The organism is Acidovorax sp. FG60 (genome assembly GCF_057808995.1).
Genome location: NZ_JBMDJC010000013.1, coordinates 123647 through 144557, shown reverse-complemented (window position 1 = coordinate 144557; position 20911 = coordinate 123647). Strand labels below are relative to the sequence as shown.

Here is a 20911-nt window from a genome sequence, read left to right as displayed (position 1 = left end):
ACCAGGGACCTACGGATTAACAGTCCGGCGCTCTACCGACTGAGCTATCGAGGAACAAGACTTAGATTATATACATAAAAATTGGGGCTCCGAAGATTTGACGGCGTGTTCTTGCGTGGTGTTGCGGTCGCGTGCCGAGGTGTGCGAATGACGGCCAACTTTCACTACTCCGGTGAGGGGAAGGGTGGGCTTCAGGGCTCGGGGCGGTGCCACAGCCAGGCTGCCACGCAAACCATGGAGGTGATGGCGATACCCACCACCCACGGCCGGGTGCCCGTGGCGAACAGCACGATGCCGCTCAGCGCCATCAGCAGTGTGGCGCTCCACTTGGCCCGTCGGCTGACCTTGCCGCCCTGGGCCCAGTTGCGAAGCAGGGGGCCGAACAAGCGGTGGTTCCACAGCCAGCGGTAAAGCCGTGGCGAGCTGCGGGCAGCGGCCCAGGCCGCCATGAGGATGAACACCGTGGTCGGCAGTCCGGGAACGATCACACCGATGATGCCCATGACCAGGCACAGCACGGCAAATGCGAGCAGCAGCCAGCGCACGGGCCAGGGCAGGGTGCGCAGTGGCGGCGCGGCGTCTTCGTGGGACTCGGTGGGGGGCTGGGGCATGTCCGTTATTGTGAATGCCCCGGCGGCAGCACCGGGGCGTGCGCACGCGCTATGCTGCCGCAGCAGCGCATGCGCCGCTTTTCTCTTGACCTGAATGCACCTTCGATGACCATCCACACCATCCTGAAGATGGGCGATCCGCGCCTGCTGCGTGTTGCCCAGCCTGTCACTGAATTCGATACCGATGCGCTTCACCTTCTGGTGCGCGACATGTTCGAGACCATGCAGTCTGTCAACGGAGCGGGACTTGCGGCGCCGCAGATCGGCGTGGATCTGCAGCTCGTGATTTTTGGATCTGGCGAGCGCAATCCACGCTACCCGGACCGGCCCGTGGTCCCTCCCACCGTCTTGCTCAACCCGGTCATCATGCCCCTTGGTGATGAGGAGGATGAGGACTGGGAAGGTTGCCTTTCGGTGCCAGGGTTGCGCGGCAAGGTGCCCCGCTGGTCGCGCATTCGCTATACCGGGTTTGATCCGTATGGCGACCCGATCGACCGCACGGTGGAAGGGTTTCATGCCCGGGTGGTGCAGCACGAATGCGACCACCTCATCGGCAAGCTCTACCCCATGCGGGTGCGCGATTTCACGCAGTTCGGCTTTACCGAAGTGCTGTTCCCGGACATCAGTGCCAACGAGGACGACTGATGCCTCCGCCTGACAGGCACACATCCGTCACCGGTGTACCCGCACCGGGATAGATCTTGCTGTGGGTGATGGCTTCGTACGCCTGGTTGCTGAAGCTGCTCAGGGTGAAAGATGTCAAAAAAAGGCCGCTAGAGCTTTCTGGTAAAGCTCTGGTTGCTATTAAAAATATAGCATTTTGTCGAGCGTGGCTCACGCGGACAGTTCGCGCAGCAGCTCGGTCTCGATCTCGATCTGGCGGGCGTTGTTCTGCAGCTCGGGGCCCTGGATCAGGAAGGTGTCTTCCACCCGCTCCCCCAAGGTGCTGACCTTGGCCAGTTGCACGCTCAGGTGGTGCTGCGCCAGGATACGGGCCACCAGGTAGAGCAGGCCCGCCCGGTCGCTGGCCGAGATGGCCAGCAGCCAGCGCTGGGCCTTTTCGTCGGGTCGCAGGGTGACGCGCGGCGCCACCGGAAAACTCTTGACCCGGCGCGAGACCCGCTTGCGGGCGGGCTCGGGCAGCGGGCCACCGGCCTCGATCACACGCACCAGATCGCTTTCGACCATGTGCGTCAGCTCCCGGTAGTGCCCCGGCTGCGATGAGGCCACCACCTGGAAGGTGTCGAGGGCATAGCCGTTGTTCGCGGTGTGCACGCGGGCATCCAGGATGGAAAACCCCGCGCGGTCGAAATATCCGCAGATGCGCGCAAACAGATCGGCCTGGTCGGCCGCATACACCATCACCTGCAGCCCGTCGCCTGCCAGCGACTGGCGCGCGCGCACCACAGGCTTTGCCGTGCCGACATGGCGCGACAGGTGGCGCGTGTGCCAGGCGATGTCGGCAGCCTCGTGCCGCATGAAATAGCTCACGTCCAGTGTGGCCCACAGGGCCTTGTGTGCCTCGAAGGGCAGGGCGCTCAGGGCCAGCAGCACCAGCGCCTCGCGCTTGCGCGCCTCGATTTCGGCGGCAGCGTCGGGCGCCCGGCCGCCCAGAGTGCGCAGCGTGGCGCGGTATAGGTCTTCCAGCAGTTTGCCCTTCCACGCATTCCACACCTTGGGACTGGTGCCACGGATGTCGGCCACGGTGAGCAGGTACAGCGCGGTGAGATAGCGTTCGTTGCCCACGCGCTGCGCGAACGCGGCGATCACGTCGGGATCGCTCAGGTCCTCCTTTTGGGCGATGCGGCTCATCGACAGGTGTTCGCTGACCAGGAATTCGACGAGTTTTGCGTCCTCGCGGGCGACGCCGTGCTGGCGGCAAAAGCGGCGCACTTCCACGGCACCGATCTGCGAGTGGTCGCCCCCACGGCCTTTGCCAATGTCATGGAAGAGTGCGGCGATGTACAGGATCCACGGCTTGTCCCAGCCGCCAGCCAGCTGCGAGCAAAAGGGGTACTCGTGCGCATGCTCGGCCATGAAGAAGCGGCGCACGTTGCGCAACACCATCAGGATGTGCTGGTCCACCGTGTACACGTGGAACAGGTCATGCTGCATCTGACCGACGATGCCGCGAAACGCCCACAGGTAGCGGCCCAGCACCGAGGTCTGGTTCATCAGCCGCATGGCATGCGTAATGCCCGAAGGCTGCTGCAGGATGCGCATGAAGTTGTCGCGGTTGACCGGGTCGCGGCGGAATGCGCCGTCCATCACGCCGCGTGCGTTGTACAGCGCACGCAAGGTGCGGGCTGACAGATCTTTCAGGCCCACCGTGGTCTGGTAGAGCAAAAAGGTTTCGAGGATGGCGTGTGGGTCGCGCGTGTAAAGGTCATCGCTGGCCACCTCGATGAGTCCGGCCTTTTCGAAGAAGCGCTCGTTGATGGGGCGCGGCTCGTGCGTCGAGGGATTCAGGCGCTCTTCGATGTTCAGCAGCAGGATCTGGCTGAGCTGCGATACCGCCTTGGCCGCCCAGTAGTAGCGCCGCATGAGGCTCTCGCTGGCGCGCATGGGCAGCCGCGATCCGTCGGGCGCCTGTGAGCGGTAGCCAAACGACTCGGCCACGGCGGTCTGCAGGTCAAACACCAGCCGGTCTTCATGCCGCCCAGCGGCGGCATGCAAGCGCGCACGGATGAGGCACAGCACCGCCTCGTTGCGCTCAATCTGGCGCACCTCGAACGCGGTGGCCATGCCGCTGGCGGCCAGCTCTTTCCAGTTGCGGCCCAGCCCCGCGGCCTGGGAGACCCACAAGATCATCTGCAGGTCGCGCAGCCCCCCAGGAGACTCCTTGCAGTTGGGCTCCAGCGAATAGGGCGTGTTCTCGTACTTGTTGTGGCGCTGGCGCATCTCCAGTGTCTTGGCCACCAGAAACGCCTGGGGATTCATCTGCGCGCGGTACTGCCGCTGGAAGTCTTCAAACAGCGCTGCGTTGCCGCACACGAGGCGTGATTCAAGCAGGGAGGTCTGCACGGTGACATCGCCCGCACTTTCGGCCAGGCATTCGGCCACCGTGCGCACGCTGGAGCCAATCTCCAGCCCCGCATCCCAGCAGCTGCCGATGAAACCTTCGAGCTGGGTGCGCAGTGCGCTGCCCGCCTCGGGCGCCGCACCATCGGGCATCAGCAGCAGTACATCCACATCCGAATAAGGAAAGAGCTGGTCGCGCCCGAAACCGCCCACCGCCACCAGGGCCATGTCGGCAGGCAGTTCGGCGCGCTGCCACAGCGTTTGCAGCAGGTTGCCTGCCAGGGTGGACAGCTTGCGCAGCAGCACCCGGATGCCGCGTGTGGAGGCCCCCGTCGCTTTCATGGCGGCCAGCAGCGCCGCTTTGTCGCTGCGGTAGGCGTCCCGCAGGACGTGCACTTCAGGCAGGGCATGGATTTTGGTCATGGTCGTCGAAGGTCGCGCTGAAGAAGGGCCATGCAAAAAGCCATGCAAGAGTTGTGCGAGCCGGCAGGCAGGGGCCGGCGAGCGGGTCAGGTCTTGGTCGCGGTCACAAACGCCGGGAGCGGCGGCGAGCCTGCCGACAGCGTCATGACTTCATAGCCTGTTTCGGTAACCAGCACCGTGTGCTCCCACTGGGCTGACAGGCTGTGGTCCTTGGTCACGATGGTCCAACCGTCGTTACCAAAGTCTTTTACCTCGCGGCGGCCAGCGTTGATCATGGGCTCGATGGTGAACACCATGCCGGGCACCAGTTCTTCGAGCGTGCCGGGGCGGCCGTAGTGCAGCACCTGAGGCTCTTCGTGGAATTTTTTGCCAATGCCATGGCCGCAGAACTCGCGCACGATGGAAAAGCCCTGGCCTTCGGCAAACTTTTGGATGGCGTGGCCGATGTCGCCCAGATGCGCGCCGGGCTTGACCTGCACGATGCCGTGCCACATGGCATCAAACGTGATGGCCGACAGCCGCTTGGCGGCGATCGAGCATTCGCCGATCAGGTACATGCGGCTGTTGTCGCCATACCAGCCGTCCTTGGTGATCACAGTCACGTCCACATTGACGATGTCACCCTTCTTCAAAGGCTTGTCGTTGGGGATGCCGTGGCACACCACATGGTTGACCGAGGTGCACAGCGAGGCCGGGTAGGGTGGATAACCCGGTGGCTGGTAGCCCACGGTGGCCGAGATGGTGCCCTGCTGGGCCATGCACTCGGCGCCCAGGCGGTCGATCTCTTTGGTGGTGATGCCGGGCTTGATGTGGGGGGCGATGTAGTCCAGTACTTCGGAGGCCAGACGGCAGGCCAGGCGCATGCCCTCGATGTCCTCAGCGCTTTTGATGGTGATGCTCATCCTCGGATTATCCCATTGGCCCCCGCGCCACGCAGGCGGTGCGGCCATGCCCGGTAAAATAGCGGGCTCCGGTCCTGGCTGCACGCTGGCGCCCGGAGCCACCCTCTACCCCTGACACCCCCCAACAGGCCGCTACCGTGACCTTGCACATGACCACGCTGGCGGGCGGCAACGCCCTCAGCTCCTTCCGCGCCCAGCAACTTCAACCCGCCCTGGAGGCGATCCACCCCAAGATCAGCGGCATTGCAGCGCGTTTTGTGCACCTGGTCGCTACCGACGCGGCCCCTACACCCACTGAGCAAGAACGTTTGGCCGCGCTGTTGACCTACGGCGACCCTTATGCGGGCCCCGAAGACGGCGCCGTGCTCATCGTCACGCCCCGCCTAGGCACGCTGTCGCCCTGGGCCTCCAAGGCCACCGACATCGCCCGCAACTGCGGCATCGCCATCCGCCGGGTCGAGCGCATCACCGAATACCGCATCAGCCTCAAATCCGGTCTGCTGGGCAAAACCCCTGAGCTGACGGCCGAGCAGCTGTCCCAGGTGGCCTCATTGCTGCACGACCGCATGACCGAATCGGTGGTGGCCGACCGCAGCGCCGCCGCCGCGCTGTTCACCGAACTGCAGCCCGCGCCCATGGAGCATGTGGATGTGCTGGCCGGCGGCCGCGCTGCCCTGGAGGCCGCCAACACCCGCTTTGGCCTGGCGCTGGCTGACGATGAAATCGACTACCTTGTGACTGCCTTTACGGGCCTCGCGCGCAACCCCACCGACGTGGAGCTGATGATGTTCGCGCAGGCCAACAGCGAACACTGCCGCCACAAGATCTTCAACGCGCAGTTCACCATCGACGGCGTGGCGCAGGACAAGAGCCTGTTCGGCATGATCCGCAACACGCACCAGCTGGCGCCCCAGCACACGGTGATCGCGTATTCGGACAACGCTTCGGTGATGGAAGGCCACCAGGTCGAGCGGTTTGTGGCAAAAATGGGATCTGGCGCTGATCCATCAAGCGCCAATAGCTATCAAAAGAGTAGCGTTACCCAGCATGTGCTGATGAAGGTGGAAACCCACAACCACCCCACGGCCATCTCGCCCTTCCCCGGCGCATCGACCGGCGCAGGCGGCGAGATCCGTGACGAAGGCGCCACCGGCCGCGGCTCCAAGCCCAAGGCGGGCCTCACGGGCTTCACGGTGTCCAAGCTCTGGGGAAGCACAGTTGGCAAGCCCGAGCACATTGCCAGCGCGTTGCAGATCATGGTTGAAGGCCCCCTGGGCGGCGCGGCGTTCAACAACGAGTTCGGCCGGCCCAACCTGAACGGCTACTTTCGTGAGTACGAGCAAGAAGTCGGCGGCGTGCAGCGCGGCTACCACAAGCCCATCATGATCGCGGGCGGTGTGGGCGTGATCGATGCCGAGCTGACGAAGAAGATTGAGTTTCCCGCCGGTTCGCTGCTGATCCAGTTGGGCGGTCCCGGCATGCGCATCGGCATGGGCGGCAGCGCCGCCAGCTCCATGGCCACGGGCACCAACGCCGCCGAGCTGGACTTTGACTCGGTGCAGCGCGGCAACCCCGAGATCGAGCGCCGCGCGCAAGAGGTCATCAACCACTGCTGGGCGCAAGGCGCGGCCAACCCGATCCTCGCCATCCACGACGTGGGTGCAGGCGGCTTGTCCAACGCCTTCCCCGAGCTGACCAACGACGCAGGCCGTGGCGCACGTTTTGACTTGCGTGCCGTGCAGCTCGAAGAGTCGGGCATGGCACCCAAGGAAATCTGGTCCAACGAATCGCAAGAGCGTTACGTGCTGGCGATTGCGCCCGAGTCGCTGGAACCGTTCAAAGCCTTTTGCGAACGCGAGCGCTGCCCGTTTGCCGTGATCGGCACGGCCACGGAAGAGCGCCAGCTGGTGCTGCACGACCCGGCCGCGACGGCCGACCACCAGAAGCTGCCCGTGGACATGCCCATGAACGTGCTGCTGGGCAAGCCGCCCAAGATGCACCGTGACGTGAAGACCGTGGTGCGTGAATTCGCGCCCATGGACCTGACCGGCGTGCCGCTGCAAAAGGCCGTGATCGACGTGCTGGCCCACCCCACGGTAGCCTCCAAGCGCTTCCTCATCACCATTGGCGACCGCACCGTGGGTGGCCTCAGCCACCGCGACCAGATGGTCGGCCCCTGGCAGGTGCCCGTGGCCGATTGCGCCGTGACCCTGGCCGACTACAAGGGCTTTGCGGGCGAGGCGATGAGCATGGGCGAGCGCACGCCGCTGGCCGCCATCAACGCGCCGGCTTCAGGCCGTATGGCCGTGGCCGAAGCCATCACCAACCTGCTGGCCGCCCCCATCGAGCTGCCGCGCGTGAAGCTGTCGGCCAACTGGATGGCCGCGTGTGGCGAGCCCGGCGAAGACGCCGCGCTGTACGAAACTGTGAAGGCCGTGGGCATGGAGCTGTGCCCTGCGCTGGGCATCAGCATCCCCGTGGGCAAGGACAGCCTGTCCATGCGCACGCAGTGGAGCGAAGGTTCTGAGAAGAAGAAAGTTACCTCGCCCGTCAGCCTGATCGTGAGCGCATTCGCTTCGCTGTCCGACGTGCGCGGCACGCTCACGCCCCAGCTCAACGCCACCGAGACCGACACCACGCTGGTGCTGATCGACCTGGGCAAGGGCCAGAACCGCATGGGCGGCAGCATCCTGGGCCAGACGCTGGAGCAAAGCGGTAACGTGGTGCCCGATGTGGACGACCCGAAAGACCTGGTCAACCTCGTCAACGCAGTGAACGCACTGCGCGCCAAGGGCCAGATCCTGGCGTACCACGACCGCAGCGACGGTGGGCTGCTGGCGGCCGCCGCCGAAATGGCCTTTGCGGGCCATGTGGGCGTGGCGCTGAACGTGGACTTGCTGGTCACTGAAGGCGACGGCATCAGCGACAGCCGCATGGACACGGGCGATGCCAAGAACTGGGCAGGCCAGGTGGGGGCTCGCCGCGAAGAGCTCACGCTGAAAGCCCTGTTCAACGAGGAACTGGGTGTGTTGCTGCAGGTGCGTACTGCCGAGCGCAACGACGTGATGCAGACCTTGCGCGAGCATGGCCTGTCCAAGTTCAGCCACTTCGTCGGCAAAACGCGTCCTGCATCGTCCGAGATCGACGCAGGCAAGGGCGAATTGCAGGTCTGGCGCGATGCCAAGGCCGTATTCAGTGCGCCGCTGGCCGACCTGCACCAGGTGTGGGACGCTGTGAGCTGGAAGATTTGCCAGCAGCGCGACAACCCCGCCAATGCCGATGCCGAACACGCCGCAGCGGGCGAGCCCACCGACCCCGGCATGCACGTGCACCTCACGTTCGACGCCACTGACAACGTGGCGGCGCCATACCTGAACTTCGCCAAACCCAAGGTCGCCATCCTGCGCGAGCAGGGTGTGAACTCGCACATCGAGATGGCCTACACGTTCACGGAAGCAGGCTTTGAGGCCTATGACGTGCACATGACCGACCTGCAGACTGGCCGCGTCAAGCTCGAAGACTTCAAGGGCGTGGTGGCCTGCGGCGGCTTCAGCTACGGCGACACCTTGGGCGCGGGCATCGGCTGGGCGCGGTCCATCACCTTCAACCCCGTGCTGGCCGCGCAGTTCCAGGGCTTCTTTGGTCGCACCGATACGTTTGGCCTGGGTGTTTGCAACGGCTGCCAGATGTTTGCCGAGCTGGCCGACATCATCCCCGGCGCGCAGGACTGGCCACGCTTCACCACCAACCAGAGCGAGCGTTTCGAAGCCCGCCTGTCGCTGGTGGAAGTGCTCGAATCACCCAGCTTGTTCCTGCAGGGCATGGCTGGCAGCCGACTGCCGATAGCTGTGGCGCATGGCGAGGGTTATGCCAACTTCAAGTACCGGGGCAACGCCGACAAGGCCATTGCCGCCATGCGTTACGTGGACAACCACGGGCGCGCGACGGAGCAGTACCCCTTCAACCCCAACGGCAGCGCAGGCGGCCTGACGGCGGTGACCACGGCCGACGGCCGCTTCACGGCCATGATGCCGCACCCCGAGCGCGTGTTCCGCAACGTGCAGATGAGCTGGACGAGTGAAGACAAGGCGCAGTACAGCGGCTGGATGCGCATTTGGCGCAACGCGCGCAAGTGGGTAGGCTGATCCGGCGCTGATCGTCTGCACCGCTGCGGCGGTTGTTGCCAAAAGGCTGGCCCCTCATGGGGTCGGCCTTTTTTCGTGGAGCCAACCCTTGAGAAAGGTGGGCGGCGCGGGTGAAAGGGGGCAAGCCAAGGGCTGCTCCGCAACGAGAGCCTGGCCCCCTCGGGTGAGGGTGCTCCCGGCGGCTCAGGGGCTCATCCCATCTTGCGTTGGTAGATCAGCAGGCGGCCCTTGTAGGCCGGGCGGTCTTCCAGGGCCGGGTGGTCCAGGCGCTCTTCCACCACTTCAAACCGGTGCACTGCCATCTGCTTGTGGAAGGTAGAGCGGTTGCCCCGGTTCGGGTCCACGATCCAGATCTGCGCGCCCTGGCCGGCGTGGCGGTCCAGAAAACTGGCCAGCGAGGCGCGGGCGTCGCGTTCATACAGCACATCGCTGCCCATGATGAGGTCGAACTGACCTTGTACCGCGCCTGTTCCCGCGGCGGCGTCCGCGCCCCACTGGCCCGTGCGGTACTTGAGGGGCGGCAGGCCGTTCAGCCGGAGGTTCTCCAGCAGAAACGTTGGTGCCAGCGGGTGGCAGTCGCTGGCGGTCACATCCATGCCGCGCCGGTGGCACACCAGGCTTGCCAGGCCCAGGCCACAGCCAATCTCCAGCACGCGCTCGCCGGTCAGCAAAGGGCGGCTGGCCATGCGTTGTGCCAACTGTGCCCCCGATGGCCAAAGCAGGCCGAACAAGGGCCACGCGGCCGACGATATGCCAAGCGCCTCGGCGGCTCCCAGTGGATCAGAGAACTGTTGCCTGTCGAGCAATGATCGAATGATCAGGTCGGCTGCGCCAGTGATGGCGATGTCTTCGTGTTTGGTGAGGTAGCCGGGCATGGCTTGGGCATGAAGCCCGAATGAGAGCACATGCTCCAGGACCCCAGAGGTGATGGGTGAGGGCGCGAGTATGCGCTTTGTGCGGGGCGGCATTCGCGCCATCCATCGCTGGGCGGAGCAAGGGGCGGCACGCGGGGGGAAACAGGTCGCACATGGTCCGCCCAGACCGAGGGGTCTGTGCAGCGCGGCGCCGTTGGCCTTGGCGTTGCTATAGTCCTGCGCACGCATGGCGGCATGCCCGCCGATTTTGTACAGACTTATTTCAAGGATTCCCCATGGCCACTGGCAGCCTGCTTGCCCTGTTGGACGATATTGCCACCATCCTCGACGACGTGGCCCTCATGACCAAGGTGGCGGCCAAGAAGAGCGCTGCCATGGCCGATGACGTGTCGGTCATGACCAAGGTGGCCGCCCAGAAGACGGCGGGTGTGCTGGGGGATGACCTGGCACTCAATGCCCAGCAGGTCACCGGGGTGCGGGCCGAGCGCGAAATCCCTGTGGTGTGGGCCGTGGCCAAGGGCTCCATGATCAACAAGGTCATCCTGGTGCCTGCCGCGCTGCTGATCAGCGCGTTTGCTCCCTGGGCGGTCACGCCTTTGTTGATGGTGGGGGGCGCTTTTTTGTGTTTTGAGGGCTTTGAAAAAGTGGCGCACAAGCTGCTGCATGCCCAGCACCAGGATGAGGCCGAGCACGAAAGCCATGCCAAGGCCAATGCGAACCCGGCGGTGGACCTGGTAGCCTTTGAAAAGGACAAGATCAAGGGCGCGGTGCGCACCGACTTCATCCTGTCGGCTGAAATCATTGCGATCACGCTGGGCACCGTGGCCTCTGCGCCTTTTGTTCAACAGTTGACCGTGCTGTCGGGCATTGCGGTCATCATGACCATCGGTGTGTATGGCCTGGTAGCGGGCATCGTCAAGCTCGATGACCTGGGCCTGTGGCTCAACAACAAGGCCAGCAGCGCGGCCCGTGCCGTGGGGGCAGGCATCCTGCGCGCTGCTCCCTGGCTCATGAAGGGCCTGTCCATTGCTGGCACGGCGGCGATGTTTCTGGTGGGCGGTGGCATCCTGGTGCATGGCGTTCCGGTGCTGCACCATGCTGTAGAGGGCGTAGCTGCCGCAGCAGGCCAATGGCCGACGGGCGGGTTGTGGAAGGTGGTGGTGGAGAACCTGCTCAACGCGGTGGTGGGCATCGCGGCCGGGGGTCTGGTGCTGGCCGGTGTCACGCTGGTGCAGCGCCTGCGCGGCAAGTCCACAGCGTGAGAATGGGTATGCCTTGATCTAGGTCTAAGGGTTAGTACGGAGGTCTTGAGATAGGGCAAGGTCGGCGGGTGGATGCAGCGGTTCAATACATGCACGGGGGTCGTCCCCGTCCAACCGATGCGAAATCACCATGAAAAAAACTCTGCTGGCTGTAGCCGCTCTGTGTGTTCTGTCTTCTGGCGCTGCGCTGGCGCAACAAGCAGAAGGCCCCTGGATGGTCCGCGCGCGCGTTGTCAACCTTGACAGCGCCAACAAGGACAGCACACCGCTGGGCCTGACGGTCAACGACAAGACCATCCCTGAAGTAGACATCACCTACTTCTTCAACAAGAACATCGCCGCCGAGCTGATCCTCACCGTCCCCCAGAAACACACCCTGCGTGCGGGCGGCGCTGCCATCGGCACGCTCAAGCACCTGCCTCCCACGCTCACTGTGCAATACCACTTTGACGTAGCCGGCTTTAAGCCCTACGTGGGTGCGGGCCTGAACTACACGCGCTTCTCCGGCGTGCACCTGCCCGCTGGTGTGGACATTGACCGCAATAGCTTTGGCCCCGCCTTGCAAGCCGGTGTGGACATTCCGCTGTCCAAGAACCTGTACCTGAATTTCGACGTGAAGAAGGTCTACATCAAGACCGATGTGAGCGCAGGCGGTGCCAAGCTGGGCACCTTCAAGGTGGACCCCGTTCTGGTGGGCGTGGGTCTGGGCTGGCGCTTCTAGTGTGGTGTTGCAGGCTTGACGGCACATTTAAAACCGATGGATTTTTGGTCAGGGCAAGGCGCAAACCACAGCGATACCCGTAGGTATCGCGAGGATTTGCAACGCAGCCCTGGCCGAAAAGACGCGGTTTTAAGTGCCGGATAGCGTGCAACACCACACGAGGGGGGCTGGGTCAAGGTTGGCCCTGTATTTCTGACAGCAAGAGTTCTCCAAGGTTAAAAGGGCTGGCGCCTGCGCCAGCCCTTTTTTTTGTGGGTGCGAAAATGGCTTACACACAGCTGCAGGCGAGGCGACGCACAATGGCGCGAGGGAGCGTGTGGGGCGTGCCGCCGTGGATGCGCCCCAGGTGCCTCTGCTTTTTGACCACCCGGCGGCGCTGCCGCACCCAACGTCTCACTGACCCATGCTCCTGCCTCGCTACTCCGACATTACGCACGGGCTGACCCAGCGGCCCGCACGCATCTCCCCCAAGTATTTTTACGACCAGCACGGCTCGCAGCTGTTTGAGGCCATCACGCGCCTGCCGGAGTACTACCCCACGCGCACCGAGATGGCCCTGATGCAGACGCATGCGGACAGCATTGCAGGCACGGTGGGCCCGGGGCGTACCCTCATCGAACTGGGCGCAGGCAACTGCCAGAAGGCCCGCACCCTGTGCCGCCTGGTGCAGCCAGCGTGTTTTGTGGGTGTGGACATTTCAGCGGATTTTCTGGAACAGGCGGTGCAGGGGCTGCGCGACGACTTCCCCGCGCTGGATGCCCGCGCACTGGCGGGCGACATGACCCTGGGGGTGGCACTGCCGGACGACATTCCCCGCACCGGCCGGCTGGTGTTCTACCCGGGCTCTTCCATCGGCAACTTCGATCCCCCGCATGCCCTGGAACTGCTGGGCCACATGCGCGAGCTTGTGGATGACGATGGCGGCCTGCTCATCGGCATCGATCTGCCCAAGGACGTGGCCGTGCTGGAGGCAGCCTACGACGATGCGGCGGGCGTGACGGCCGAGTTCAATCGCAACGTGCTGCGCCACGTGAACCGCCTGATCGGCAGCGACTTTGATGTGGCGCAGTGGCAGCACCGCGCGTTCTTTAACCCCGAGGCGTCGCGCATTGAAATGCACCTGGAGGCAGCGTCCGATACCGAGGTGTGCTGGCCCGGCGGCGGCCGCAGGTTTGAGCAGGGCGAGCGCATTCACACCGAGAACAGCTACAAATACCCCTTGCCCGTGTTCACCGACATGCTGGCCCGCGCTGGCTTTGCACAGGCCCAGGCGTGGACGGACGAGCGCGGCTGGTTTGCGGTGGTGCACGCGCGTCCCTGATCAGTGGCTGCAATGACCATGACATCCAACACACTGCAGTCCCGCTACACCGCCGTGCGCGGCCGCTCGGTGGCACTGGCGGCGCCCCTGTCGCCCGAGGACTGCTGCGCGCAGTCCATGCCGGACGCCAGCCCCACCAAATGGCACCTGGCGCACACCAGCTGGTTTTTTGAAACCTTCGTTCTCGAAGCGCACGAACCCGGGTTTGCGCCGTTTGCGCCCGCGTTCCGGGTGCTTTTCAACTCTTACTACAACGGTGTGGGGGCCAAGCACCCGCGCCCGCAGAGGGGGCTGCTTACGCGCCCTGCGCTCCATGAGGTGCTGGCCTACCGGGCCGATGTGGATGCCCGCATGGCGCGCCTGCTGCCCACCGTGGTGCACGATGCCTCGCTGTGTGCCCTGATCGAGTTGGGCTTGCAGCACGAGCAGCAGCACCAAGAGTTGATGCTCACCGACATACAGCACCTGCTGTCGTGCAACCCGCTGTTCCCTGTCTATGCGGCGGCTTGCGATGTGGTGCCACCGCCCGTGGCTGCAACTTTGACGTGGCATTCTTTCGACGGAGGGCTCATCGAAATCGGCCATAAAGGCGAAGGCTTTGCGTTTGACAACGAAGGCCCACGCCATCGCACGTACCTGCACCCTTACGCACTGGCCTCGCGCCTTGTTACCCAGGCTGAATTTGAGGCCTTTGTGGAGGGCGGGGGCTACCAGAACCCCATGCTCTGGCTGGCGGAAGGTTGGGATTGGCGGGCAGCACAGGGTCTGAATCACCCGCTGTACTGGCACCGCGTGGAGGGGGCGTGGCATCACTTCACGCTCTCGGGGCTCCAGCCATTGCAGGGATCGCAGCCTGTGGTGCACCTCTCGTACTACGAAGCCGATGCCTATGCGCGCTGGGCGGGAGCCCGCCTGCCGACCGAGGCCGAATGGGAGCACGCTGCGGCGCAGGATGCCGACCCCATGGTGCAGCTCTTTGGCGTCGCCTGGCAATGGACACAGTCGAGCTACGCCCCGTACCCCGGCTTTCAGGTGGCGGCAGGTGCCGTGGGCGAATACAACGGCAAGTTCATGGTGAATCAGTACGTGCTGCGGGGCTCGTCCTGCGTTACGCCACCGGGGCATGAGCGGCTGACCTACCGCAACTTCTTCCCCGCCACCGCGCGCTGGCAGTTCACGGGCATCCGGCTGGCACGCGACCTGGGTTGATACGGGGCTCTGCCGTCCCGAAGGCTGCTGTAGACAGCGGCGAACCGCACGTTTTTGGTGGGGTAGGGCTCTCCTACAATCGCGCTCGCTCGCCCTGCCGGCGCAGCCACGGCGCGCCGTGCCTACCAACCCCTTTTGAACCGTGAGACTCTCATGACCGCTTTGCGAACCTTGTCCCTGTTGTGCCTGAGCGTTGCGCTGGGCGCGTGCAGCCAGATCGATACCGGCAATGTGGGTGTGGAGCGCACGCTGGGCAAGGTGGGGCAGGAGGCCCTTCCGCCGGGGCTTTACTTCACGCTGTTCAAGACGGTGGATGAATTCACGGCTAAAGAGGTGAGCTTTTCGCTGGAGAACCTCACCCCCAAGAGCCGCGACAACCTGACCATGCAGGACGTGGACATCGACATCTATTTCAAGACCACGCCGGCCTCCATCCCTACGCTGTTCGTCAAATACCAGGGCGATGTGGTGCAGCACAGACAAGTGGTCAAAGACGGCACGGCGGACCTGCTGGTGGCCTACAGCCGCGTGCAGCGCGAAGCCCGTGAAGCCATCTACAAGGCCATTGCCCAGATGGATGCGACCACCATGCACACCAAGCGCGCCGAGCTGGCAGAAAGCGTGCGCACCACCTTGCAGGCCGAGCTGGACGCCACGGACAAAGGCGCCTTCACTGTCACCGCCGTGAATGTTCGCAACATGCTGACGGACAAGGCCATCGAATCCGCCATCCGCCAGCGTGCCGAGACGGACCAGGCGATCGAGAAAAAGCGCAAGGAGATCGACCTGGCCAAGGCCGAGGCAGAGCGCCTGATCGTGCAGGCCGAAGGCGAGGCAAGGGCCAATCAGATCATCAGCGCATCGCTCACGCCCGCGCTCAAGGAAATCCGGCTGGCCGAGATCCAGCGCGACACCGCCCTGGCCATTGCCAGCAAGCAGGGCAACACGGTGCTGATGGGCGGCGGCGCTGCACCACTGGTCAGTGTGGGCCGGTAAATCAGGGCGCCAAGCGGTGCCACTGTGGGTTGATTTGCTATTGAAATAATAGCTAATAGCGCTTACCTGTCAAGCGCTGGAGGCTAAAAACACTTGAAATTTTGAGTGGCCACGCGCCTTCAGGGCATGGCCACTCGCAGTTCACACCTTGTCGAGCGCCTGGGCCAGGTCGGCCTGCAGGTCATCGATGTGCTCGATGCCCACCGACAAGCGCACCATGCCCTCGCTCACGCCGGCCTTGGCCAGCTCCTCGGGGTTGAGCTGGCGGTGGGTGGTCGATGCGGGGTGAGTGGCGAGGGACTTCGCATCGCCGATGTTGACCAGGCGCGTGAAGAGTTGCAGCGCATCCAGAAAACGTGCACCGGCCGCACGTGGGTCGGCGTCGCTGTTCTTCACGCCAAAGCTCAGGATGCCCGAGGCCTTGCCGCCTGACTGGCGCTGCACCAGCGCGTGGTCCGGGTGGTCAGGCAGACCGGCGTAGCGCACCCATTCCACCTTGGGATGGCTTTGCAGGTACTTGGCAATGGCCAGCGTGTTGTCGCAGATGCGGTCCATGCGCAGCGCCAGGGTTTCGATGCCTTGCAGGATCAGGAAGGCATTGAGCGGCGCCAGCGCCGCGCCGGTATTGCGCAGCGGCACCACGCGCGCCCGGCCGATAAAGGCAGCCGGGCCCAGGGCCTCGGTGTAGACCACGCCGTGGTAGCTCACATCGGGCTCGTTCAGGCGCGGGAAGCGGGCCTTGTGCTCGGCCCACGGGAACTTGCCGCTGTCCACAATCGCGCCGCCCACGCTGTTGCCGTGGCCGCCCAGGTACTTGGTGAGCGAGTGCACCACGATGTCGGCGCCATGCTCGATGGGGCGCAGCAGGTAGGGGCTGGGCACCGTGTTGTCCACGATCAGCGGCACGCCGTGGTCGTGCGCCACCTTGGCCAGCGCGGCGATGTCGGTCACGTTGCCCAGCGGGTTGCCGATGGACTCGATGAAGATGGCCTTGGTGCGCGCGTCGATGTGCTGCGCAAAGCTGGCCGGGTCACGCGGGTCGGCAAAGCGCGTGGTGATGCCTTGCTGCGGCAGCGTGTGGGCAAACAGGTTGTAGGTTCCGCCGTAGAGCGTGCTGGCCGACACGATGTTGTCGCCCGCCTCGGCAATGGTCTGGATGGCATAGGTGATGGCTGCCATGCCCGAGGCCACGGCCAGCGCGGCAATGCCGCCTTCGAGCGCTGCGACGCGCTTTTCGAGCACGTCGGTGGTGGGGTTCATGATGCGGGTGTAGATGTTGCCCGGCACCTTCAGGTCGAACAGGTCCGCGCCGTGCTGGGCGCTGTCAAACGCGTAGGCCACCGTCTGGTAGATGGGCACGGCCACGGCCTTGGTGGTGGGGTCGGGGCTGTAGCCGGCGTGGACGGCCAGGGTTTCGATTTTCATGAAGCTTGTCTCTTTCGTTGAAGGGAAGGGAGTGGCACCACCGGTCTCCACCCGTGGCTGAGCGGAGCTCGGTGCGCCGATGGCGCGGGCCATTCTGGCACCGCTGGCCCCTGGCGTCATCGAATCGTTGGCTATGTGCTTATGACGTTCTTGTGCGTGCTGGGCAACCTCACGCCGCAGGCTCGTCCATGGCGCTGTCGATGGGCTCTGGCGAGGTGCGCCGCTTCTGCCGGCTGCGCCGCCAGGCCTTCTCGATTTCCACGACCACCAGCACCACCAGCGCGGCGCCAATGCACAGCGCCAGCTCGCCCAGGCTCAGCGGCTCCGTGCGGAAGATGGGGTTGAGCCAGGGCACGTAGATGGTTGCCATCTGCAGCGCAAAGGTGAGCAGCACGGCGCCCAGCAGCGGGCGGTTGCTCAGCAGGCCCAGGCGCCAAATGGGTTCGGATTCGGAGCGGATGGCGATCACGTGCGCCATTTGCGCCAGCGTGAGCACGGTGAACACCATGGTCTGCCAGTGCGCGTGGCCGGTGTGCAGTGCCCAGGCCTGCACCGCCAGGCACAGCCCACCAATGAGCAGGCCCACGCCCAATATGTGCTGCCACATACCGTGGGCAAACAGGCTTTCGCGCGGTGCGCGGGGCGGGCGCTGCATGATGCCGCGCTCGGCTGGCTCGGCCGCCAGTGCCAGGCCGGGCAGGCCGTCGGTCACCAGGTTGACCCACAGGATGTGGATGGGCAGCAGCGGAATGGGCAGCAGCAACAGCGGCGCTAGGAAGATGGTCCAGATCTCGCCCGAGTTGCCCGTCATCGCGTAGCGCACAAACTTGCGGATGTTGTCGTAGATGCGGCGGCCTTCGCGCACCGCCGCGACGATGGTGGCGAAGTTGTCGTCCAGCAGCACCAGGCTCGATGCCTCGCGCGCCACGTCGGTACCGCCCTGGCCCATCGCAATGCCGATATCGGCGCGTTTGAGGGCCGGGGCGTCGTTCACGCCGTCGCCTGTCATAGCCACGAAGTGGCCCTGGGCCTGCAGCGCCTCGACGATGCGGATCTTCTGCGCCGGGTCCACGCGGGCGTAGACCTGCACCTGTTCCACGCGGGCGCGCAGTGCGGCATCGTCCAGTGTGGCCAGGTCGGCGCCGGTGAGCACTGGGGCATCGCTGCTGCGCACAATGCCCAGGCGGTGCGCAATCGCGCGCGCGGTGGCGGGGTGGTCACCTGTGATCATTACGGGCGTGATGCCCGCGCTGATGCAGTCGCGCACTGCGGCTTTCGCCTCAGCACGGGGTGGGTCGATGAGGGCGATCAGGCCCAGCAGCTCCAGCTGGTTTTCTACCGCGTCGATGTCGTTGGTGTCGGGCAGGCGGATGTGGCTGCGGCGGGCCAGGGCCAGCACCCGCAGGCCCTGGGCGGCCAGTTGCTGGGCAGTGGCGAGGACCTTGGCGGTGTCCAGTGCGGCAGCGCCTTCGGGCGTCCAGTGGGCGGTGCAGCGGGGCAAGACCGACTCCGGGGCGCCCTTGGTGTAGGCCACAAAGCCATCGGCAGCGCGGTGGAAGGTGGTCATGCGCTTGCGGTCCGAGTCAAAGGGCTGCTCTTGCACGCGGGGGCTGCTCACATCCAGCTGGGCCTTGTCCAGTCCGCCCGCATGGGCGGCCAGCACCAGCGCGGTTTCGGTGGGGTCGCCCTGCCAGCGGGTGCCGAACTGGCCCTCTTCGTTCTGCGCCTGGAGCGTGGCGTCGTTGCACAGCGCTGCGGCGCGCAGGGCCTCGGCATGGGCGGGGCCGGGCAGGGGGTCACCGGGCACCCAGCGCACGCCGTGGGCCAGCAGCAGCTCGGCATGCATGCGGTTTTGCGTGAGGGTGCCGGTCTTGTCCGAGCAGATGGTGGTGACCGAGCCCAGGGTTTCGACCGACGGCAGGCGCCGCACCAGCGCATGCACGGCCACCATGCGGCGTGCGCCCAGGGCCAGGAGCACGGTGACCACCGCAGGCAGTGCCTCGGGGATGGCGGCCACGGCCAGACTGATGGCGGTGAGGGCCATGAGCAGCGGCGCCTCGCCGCGCAGCACGCCGACCACAAAGATCACCGCGCAGATGCCCAGCACCGCGATCGCCAAGCGCTTGCCAAAGGCCGCCAGGCGCAGTTGCAGCGGCGTGCTGCGGTCGCCGGTGTCGAGCAGCGTGGCCACCTTGCCCAGCTCGGTGTGCATGCCGGTGGCCACCACCAGGCCGCGTGCCCGGCCATGCGTGGCCGTGGTGCCCTTGAAGGCCATGTTGGTGCGGTCGCCCAGCGCGCCCACATCCTCGGCGGCCAGGGCCTGCGTCTGCTTGGCTACGGTGACGGACTCGCCCGTGAGGGCCGATTCATCCACCTGCAGCTGCGCAATCTCGATCAGCCGCAGGTCGGCCGGAATCTGGTTGCCCGCCTCCAGTAGCACGATGTCACCCGGCACCAGCGCCGTGGCGGGCACCACTTGCACGGCTCCGCTGCGCAGCACCGTGGCGTGCGCCGCCGCCAGCTGGCGCAGCGCCGCCATGGCCTGGTCGGCGCGCCATGCCTGAACAAAGCCGATGACGGCATTGAGCACCACGATCACCAGGATGACCAACGTGTCGGTGACCTCCCCCACCAGGCCCGAGATGACGGCCGCGCCCAGCAGCACCAGCACCATGAAGTCCTTGAACTGGTCAGTCAGCAGATGCCACCAGGGGCGGTCTTGCCCCGCCGCCAGCTCATTGGCGCCGTGGGTGGCGCTGCGGCGCAGGGCTTCGTCGGGGTGCAGGCCCGCGTCCGGGTCAACGGCGTGCTCGCGTGCCACGTCTATGGCATCGCGCAGATGAGGATGGGGGTGCTTCACAGCATCAGTTTCCATATAGAAAGACCACGTAGGTGTTGACCAGGTACACCGCCGCCATGCCGATGCTGACCATGCCCACCGCGCGCAGCACACGGCTGCGCGGGCGAAAGAACAGGCCCACCACCGCCAGCCCGGTCATGACTACGGCCGATGCGGCGGTGATGGCATGCACGGGCGACACATGGGCCAGCAGATCGCCTGGGCGGTAGAACAGATCATCTATGCCCACGATGGCCACGTTGAACAGGTTGCTGCCCAGCAGGTTGCCAATGGCCATGTCGAGCGCACCCAGCCGCAGGGCGGACAACGTGACCGCCAGCTCGGGCAGGGTGGTGACCAGGGCCACGAACAGGCTGCCCACAAAGCTGCGGTTCCAGCCCATGGTGGTGGCCAGGTTGACCGCCACAAAGGGCAGCCACATGCCGGCCCCCACCACGATGGCAGCCGCCATCGCAAAGCGGGTGGCCGCTTGTCGAAGGCTGGGCAGCGTAGTTGCTGCGTTGTTGGTGGGCGGCACTGTGTCGGCCGGTGGCGCAGCGGGGTGGCTCCGTTCATACGCAAAGACGGTGCGCATCGCCACCAGGTACAGCAGCAGGATGACGGGCGTGAGCAACCCCACGCTGCGCTGGGAGGCAGTGCCAGCGCCGGTGGAAGCACTGGCAGTAGCCCCCAGTTGGCCCATCAGCAGCCCCAGCAGCAAAAAGCCCAGCAGCACCACGCCAAAAGCGCCTGCCAGCACGTGGCCGTGGGCGGCCCGGGTCCATACCGGTGCTGGCCGGTACAGCAGGTCGATCACCACCAGAAACACCAGGTTGAGCACGCAGCTGCCCAGTGCGTTGCCCACAGCCAGGTTGGGGGTGTTTGCGATGGTGACGCTGGTGATGCCGGTGGCCAGCTCTGGAAGCGAAGTCACGCTGGCCACCAGCGTGAGGCCGATCCAGCTGCCCGACAAACCTGTGCGCTGGGCAATGGCATCACCGTAGCGCGACAGCTGGTAGCCCGCCGCGCCAATCAGCCCCGCGCAGACTGCGAACTGCAGCCACACCAGCAGCGTGGCCGTCATGGCGCTGGCCCGCAAGGCGGGCATGAAAACGGGTCAGTGTGCATGGGGCATTGCTGTTGAGCCGCCACATGCATGTG

Annotated in this window: 14 protein-coding genes; 7 read left to right on the top strand and 7 right to left on the bottom strand. The window is 65.2% G+C overall.

Going from position 1 to position 20911, the window contains the following annotated elements; genetic code table 11:
- Positions 1–191 precede the first annotated feature (191 nt).
- Positions 192–611, bottom strand: a complete 420-nt coding sequence (locus ACODS0_RS19170) for a YbaN family protein (protein WP_055393793.1) — start codon at positions 609–611, stop codon at positions 192–194.
- 105 nt (positions 612–716) lie between these two features.
- Here ACODS0_RS19170 and def point away from each other — a divergent pair, with 105 nt between their 5' ends.
- Entirely contained in the window at positions 717–1256 is a 540-nt protein-coding gene (def, locus tag ACODS0_RS19165; protein ID WP_228895933.1) for a peptide deformylase, read from the top strand.
- A 189-nt stretch (positions 1257–1445) separates the two neighbouring features.
- Here the strand turns inward: def and ACODS0_RS19160 are convergent, their stop codons facing one another.
- Both ACODS0_RS19160 and map read right to left on the bottom strand, forming a co-directional pair.
- Complete coding sequence (locus ACODS0_RS19160) at positions 1446–4055, bottom strand: [protein-PII] uridylyltransferase (protein WP_121506713.1); 2610 nt, start codon at positions 4053–4055, stop codon at positions 1446–1448.
- Between the two features lie 86 nt (positions 4056–4141).
- Positions 4142–4957 (bottom strand): type I methionyl aminopeptidase, encoded by an 816-nt coding sequence (map, locus tag ACODS0_RS19155; RefSeq protein ID WP_055393799.1) that lies wholly within the window; start codon positions 4955–4957, stop codon positions 4142–4144.
- 137 nt (positions 4958–5094) lie between these two features.
- Here map and purL point away from each other — a divergent pair, with 137 nt between their 5' ends.
- A complete protein-coding gene (gene purL / locus ACODS0_RS19150) occupies positions 5095–9102 on the top strand; it encodes a phosphoribosylformylglycinamidine synthase (protein WP_488836504.1) in 4008 nt (1335 codons plus the stop codon).
- A 191-nt stretch (positions 9103–9293) separates the two neighbouring features.
- On the opposite strand, the gene ACODS0_RS19145 is transcribed toward purL, so the two are convergent.
- Positions 9294–9977, bottom strand: coding sequence for a class I SAM-dependent methyltransferase (locus ACODS0_RS19145; protein ID WP_121419814.1), 684 nt, complete (start codon positions 9975–9977; stop codon positions 9294–9296).
- A 275-nt stretch (positions 9978–10252) separates the two neighbouring features.
- Here ACODS0_RS19145 and ACODS0_RS19140 point away from each other — a divergent pair, with 275 nt between their 5' ends.
- The 5 genes from ACODS0_RS19140 (at position 10253) to ACODS0_RS19120 (ending at position 15486) form a co-directional block, all read left to right on the top strand.
- On the top strand, positions 10253–11239 hold the full coding sequence (locus tag ACODS0_RS19140) for a DUF808 domain-containing protein (protein ID WP_431152738.1): 987 nt from the start codon (positions 10253–10255) through the stop codon (positions 11237–11239).
- Between the two features lie 130 nt (positions 11240–11369).
- A complete protein-coding gene (locus ACODS0_RS19135; RefSeq protein WP_055393808.1) occupies positions 11370–11960 on the top strand; it encodes an OmpW/AlkL family protein in 591 nt (196 codons plus the stop codon).
- Positions 11961–12363: 403 nt separating this feature from the next.
- Entirely contained in the window at positions 12364–13281 is a 918-nt protein-coding gene (gene egtD, locus ACODS0_RS19130; RefSeq protein ID WP_488836501.1) for an L-histidine N(alpha)-methyltransferase, read from the top strand.
- A gap of 18 nt (positions 13282–13299) precedes the next feature.
- The gene (gene egtB, locus ACODS0_RS19125; RefSeq protein WP_488836499.1) at positions 13300–14490 is read left to right on the top strand and encodes an ergothioneine biosynthesis protein EgtB; all 1191 of its coding nucleotides are present in this window, start codon (positions 13300–13302) and stop codon (positions 14488–14490) included.
- Positions 14491–14643: 153 nt separating this feature from the next.
- A complete protein-coding gene (locus tag ACODS0_RS19120) occupies positions 14644–15486 on the top strand; it encodes an SPFH domain-containing protein (RefSeq protein WP_055393814.1) in 843 nt (280 codons plus the stop codon).
- A 141-nt stretch (positions 15487–15627) separates the two neighbouring features.
- On the opposite strand, the gene ACODS0_RS19115 is transcribed toward ACODS0_RS19120, so the two are convergent.
- From ACODS0_RS19115 to ACODS0_RS19105, 3 genes are all read right to left on the bottom strand, one after another.
- The gene (locus ACODS0_RS19115) at positions 15628–16911 is read right to left on the bottom strand and encodes an O-acetylhomoserine aminocarboxypropyltransferase/cysteine synthase family protein (protein WP_488836497.1); all 1284 of its coding nucleotides are present in this window, start codon (positions 16909–16911) and stop codon (positions 15628–15630) included.
- A gap of 169 nt (positions 16912–17080) precedes the next feature.
- Complete coding sequence (locus tag ACODS0_RS19110) at positions 17081–19786, bottom strand: cation-translocating P-type ATPase (RefSeq protein ID WP_488836495.1); 2706 nt, start codon at positions 19784–19786, stop codon at positions 17081–17083.
- A complete protein-coding gene (locus ACODS0_RS19105) occupies positions 19776–20858 on the bottom strand; it encodes a sodium:calcium antiporter (RefSeq protein ID WP_488836493.1) in 1083 nt (360 codons plus the stop codon). The genes ACODS0_RS19110 and ACODS0_RS19105 overlap by 11 nt, the downstream gene beginning before the upstream one ends.
- Positions 20859–20911: the final 53 nt, after the last annotated feature.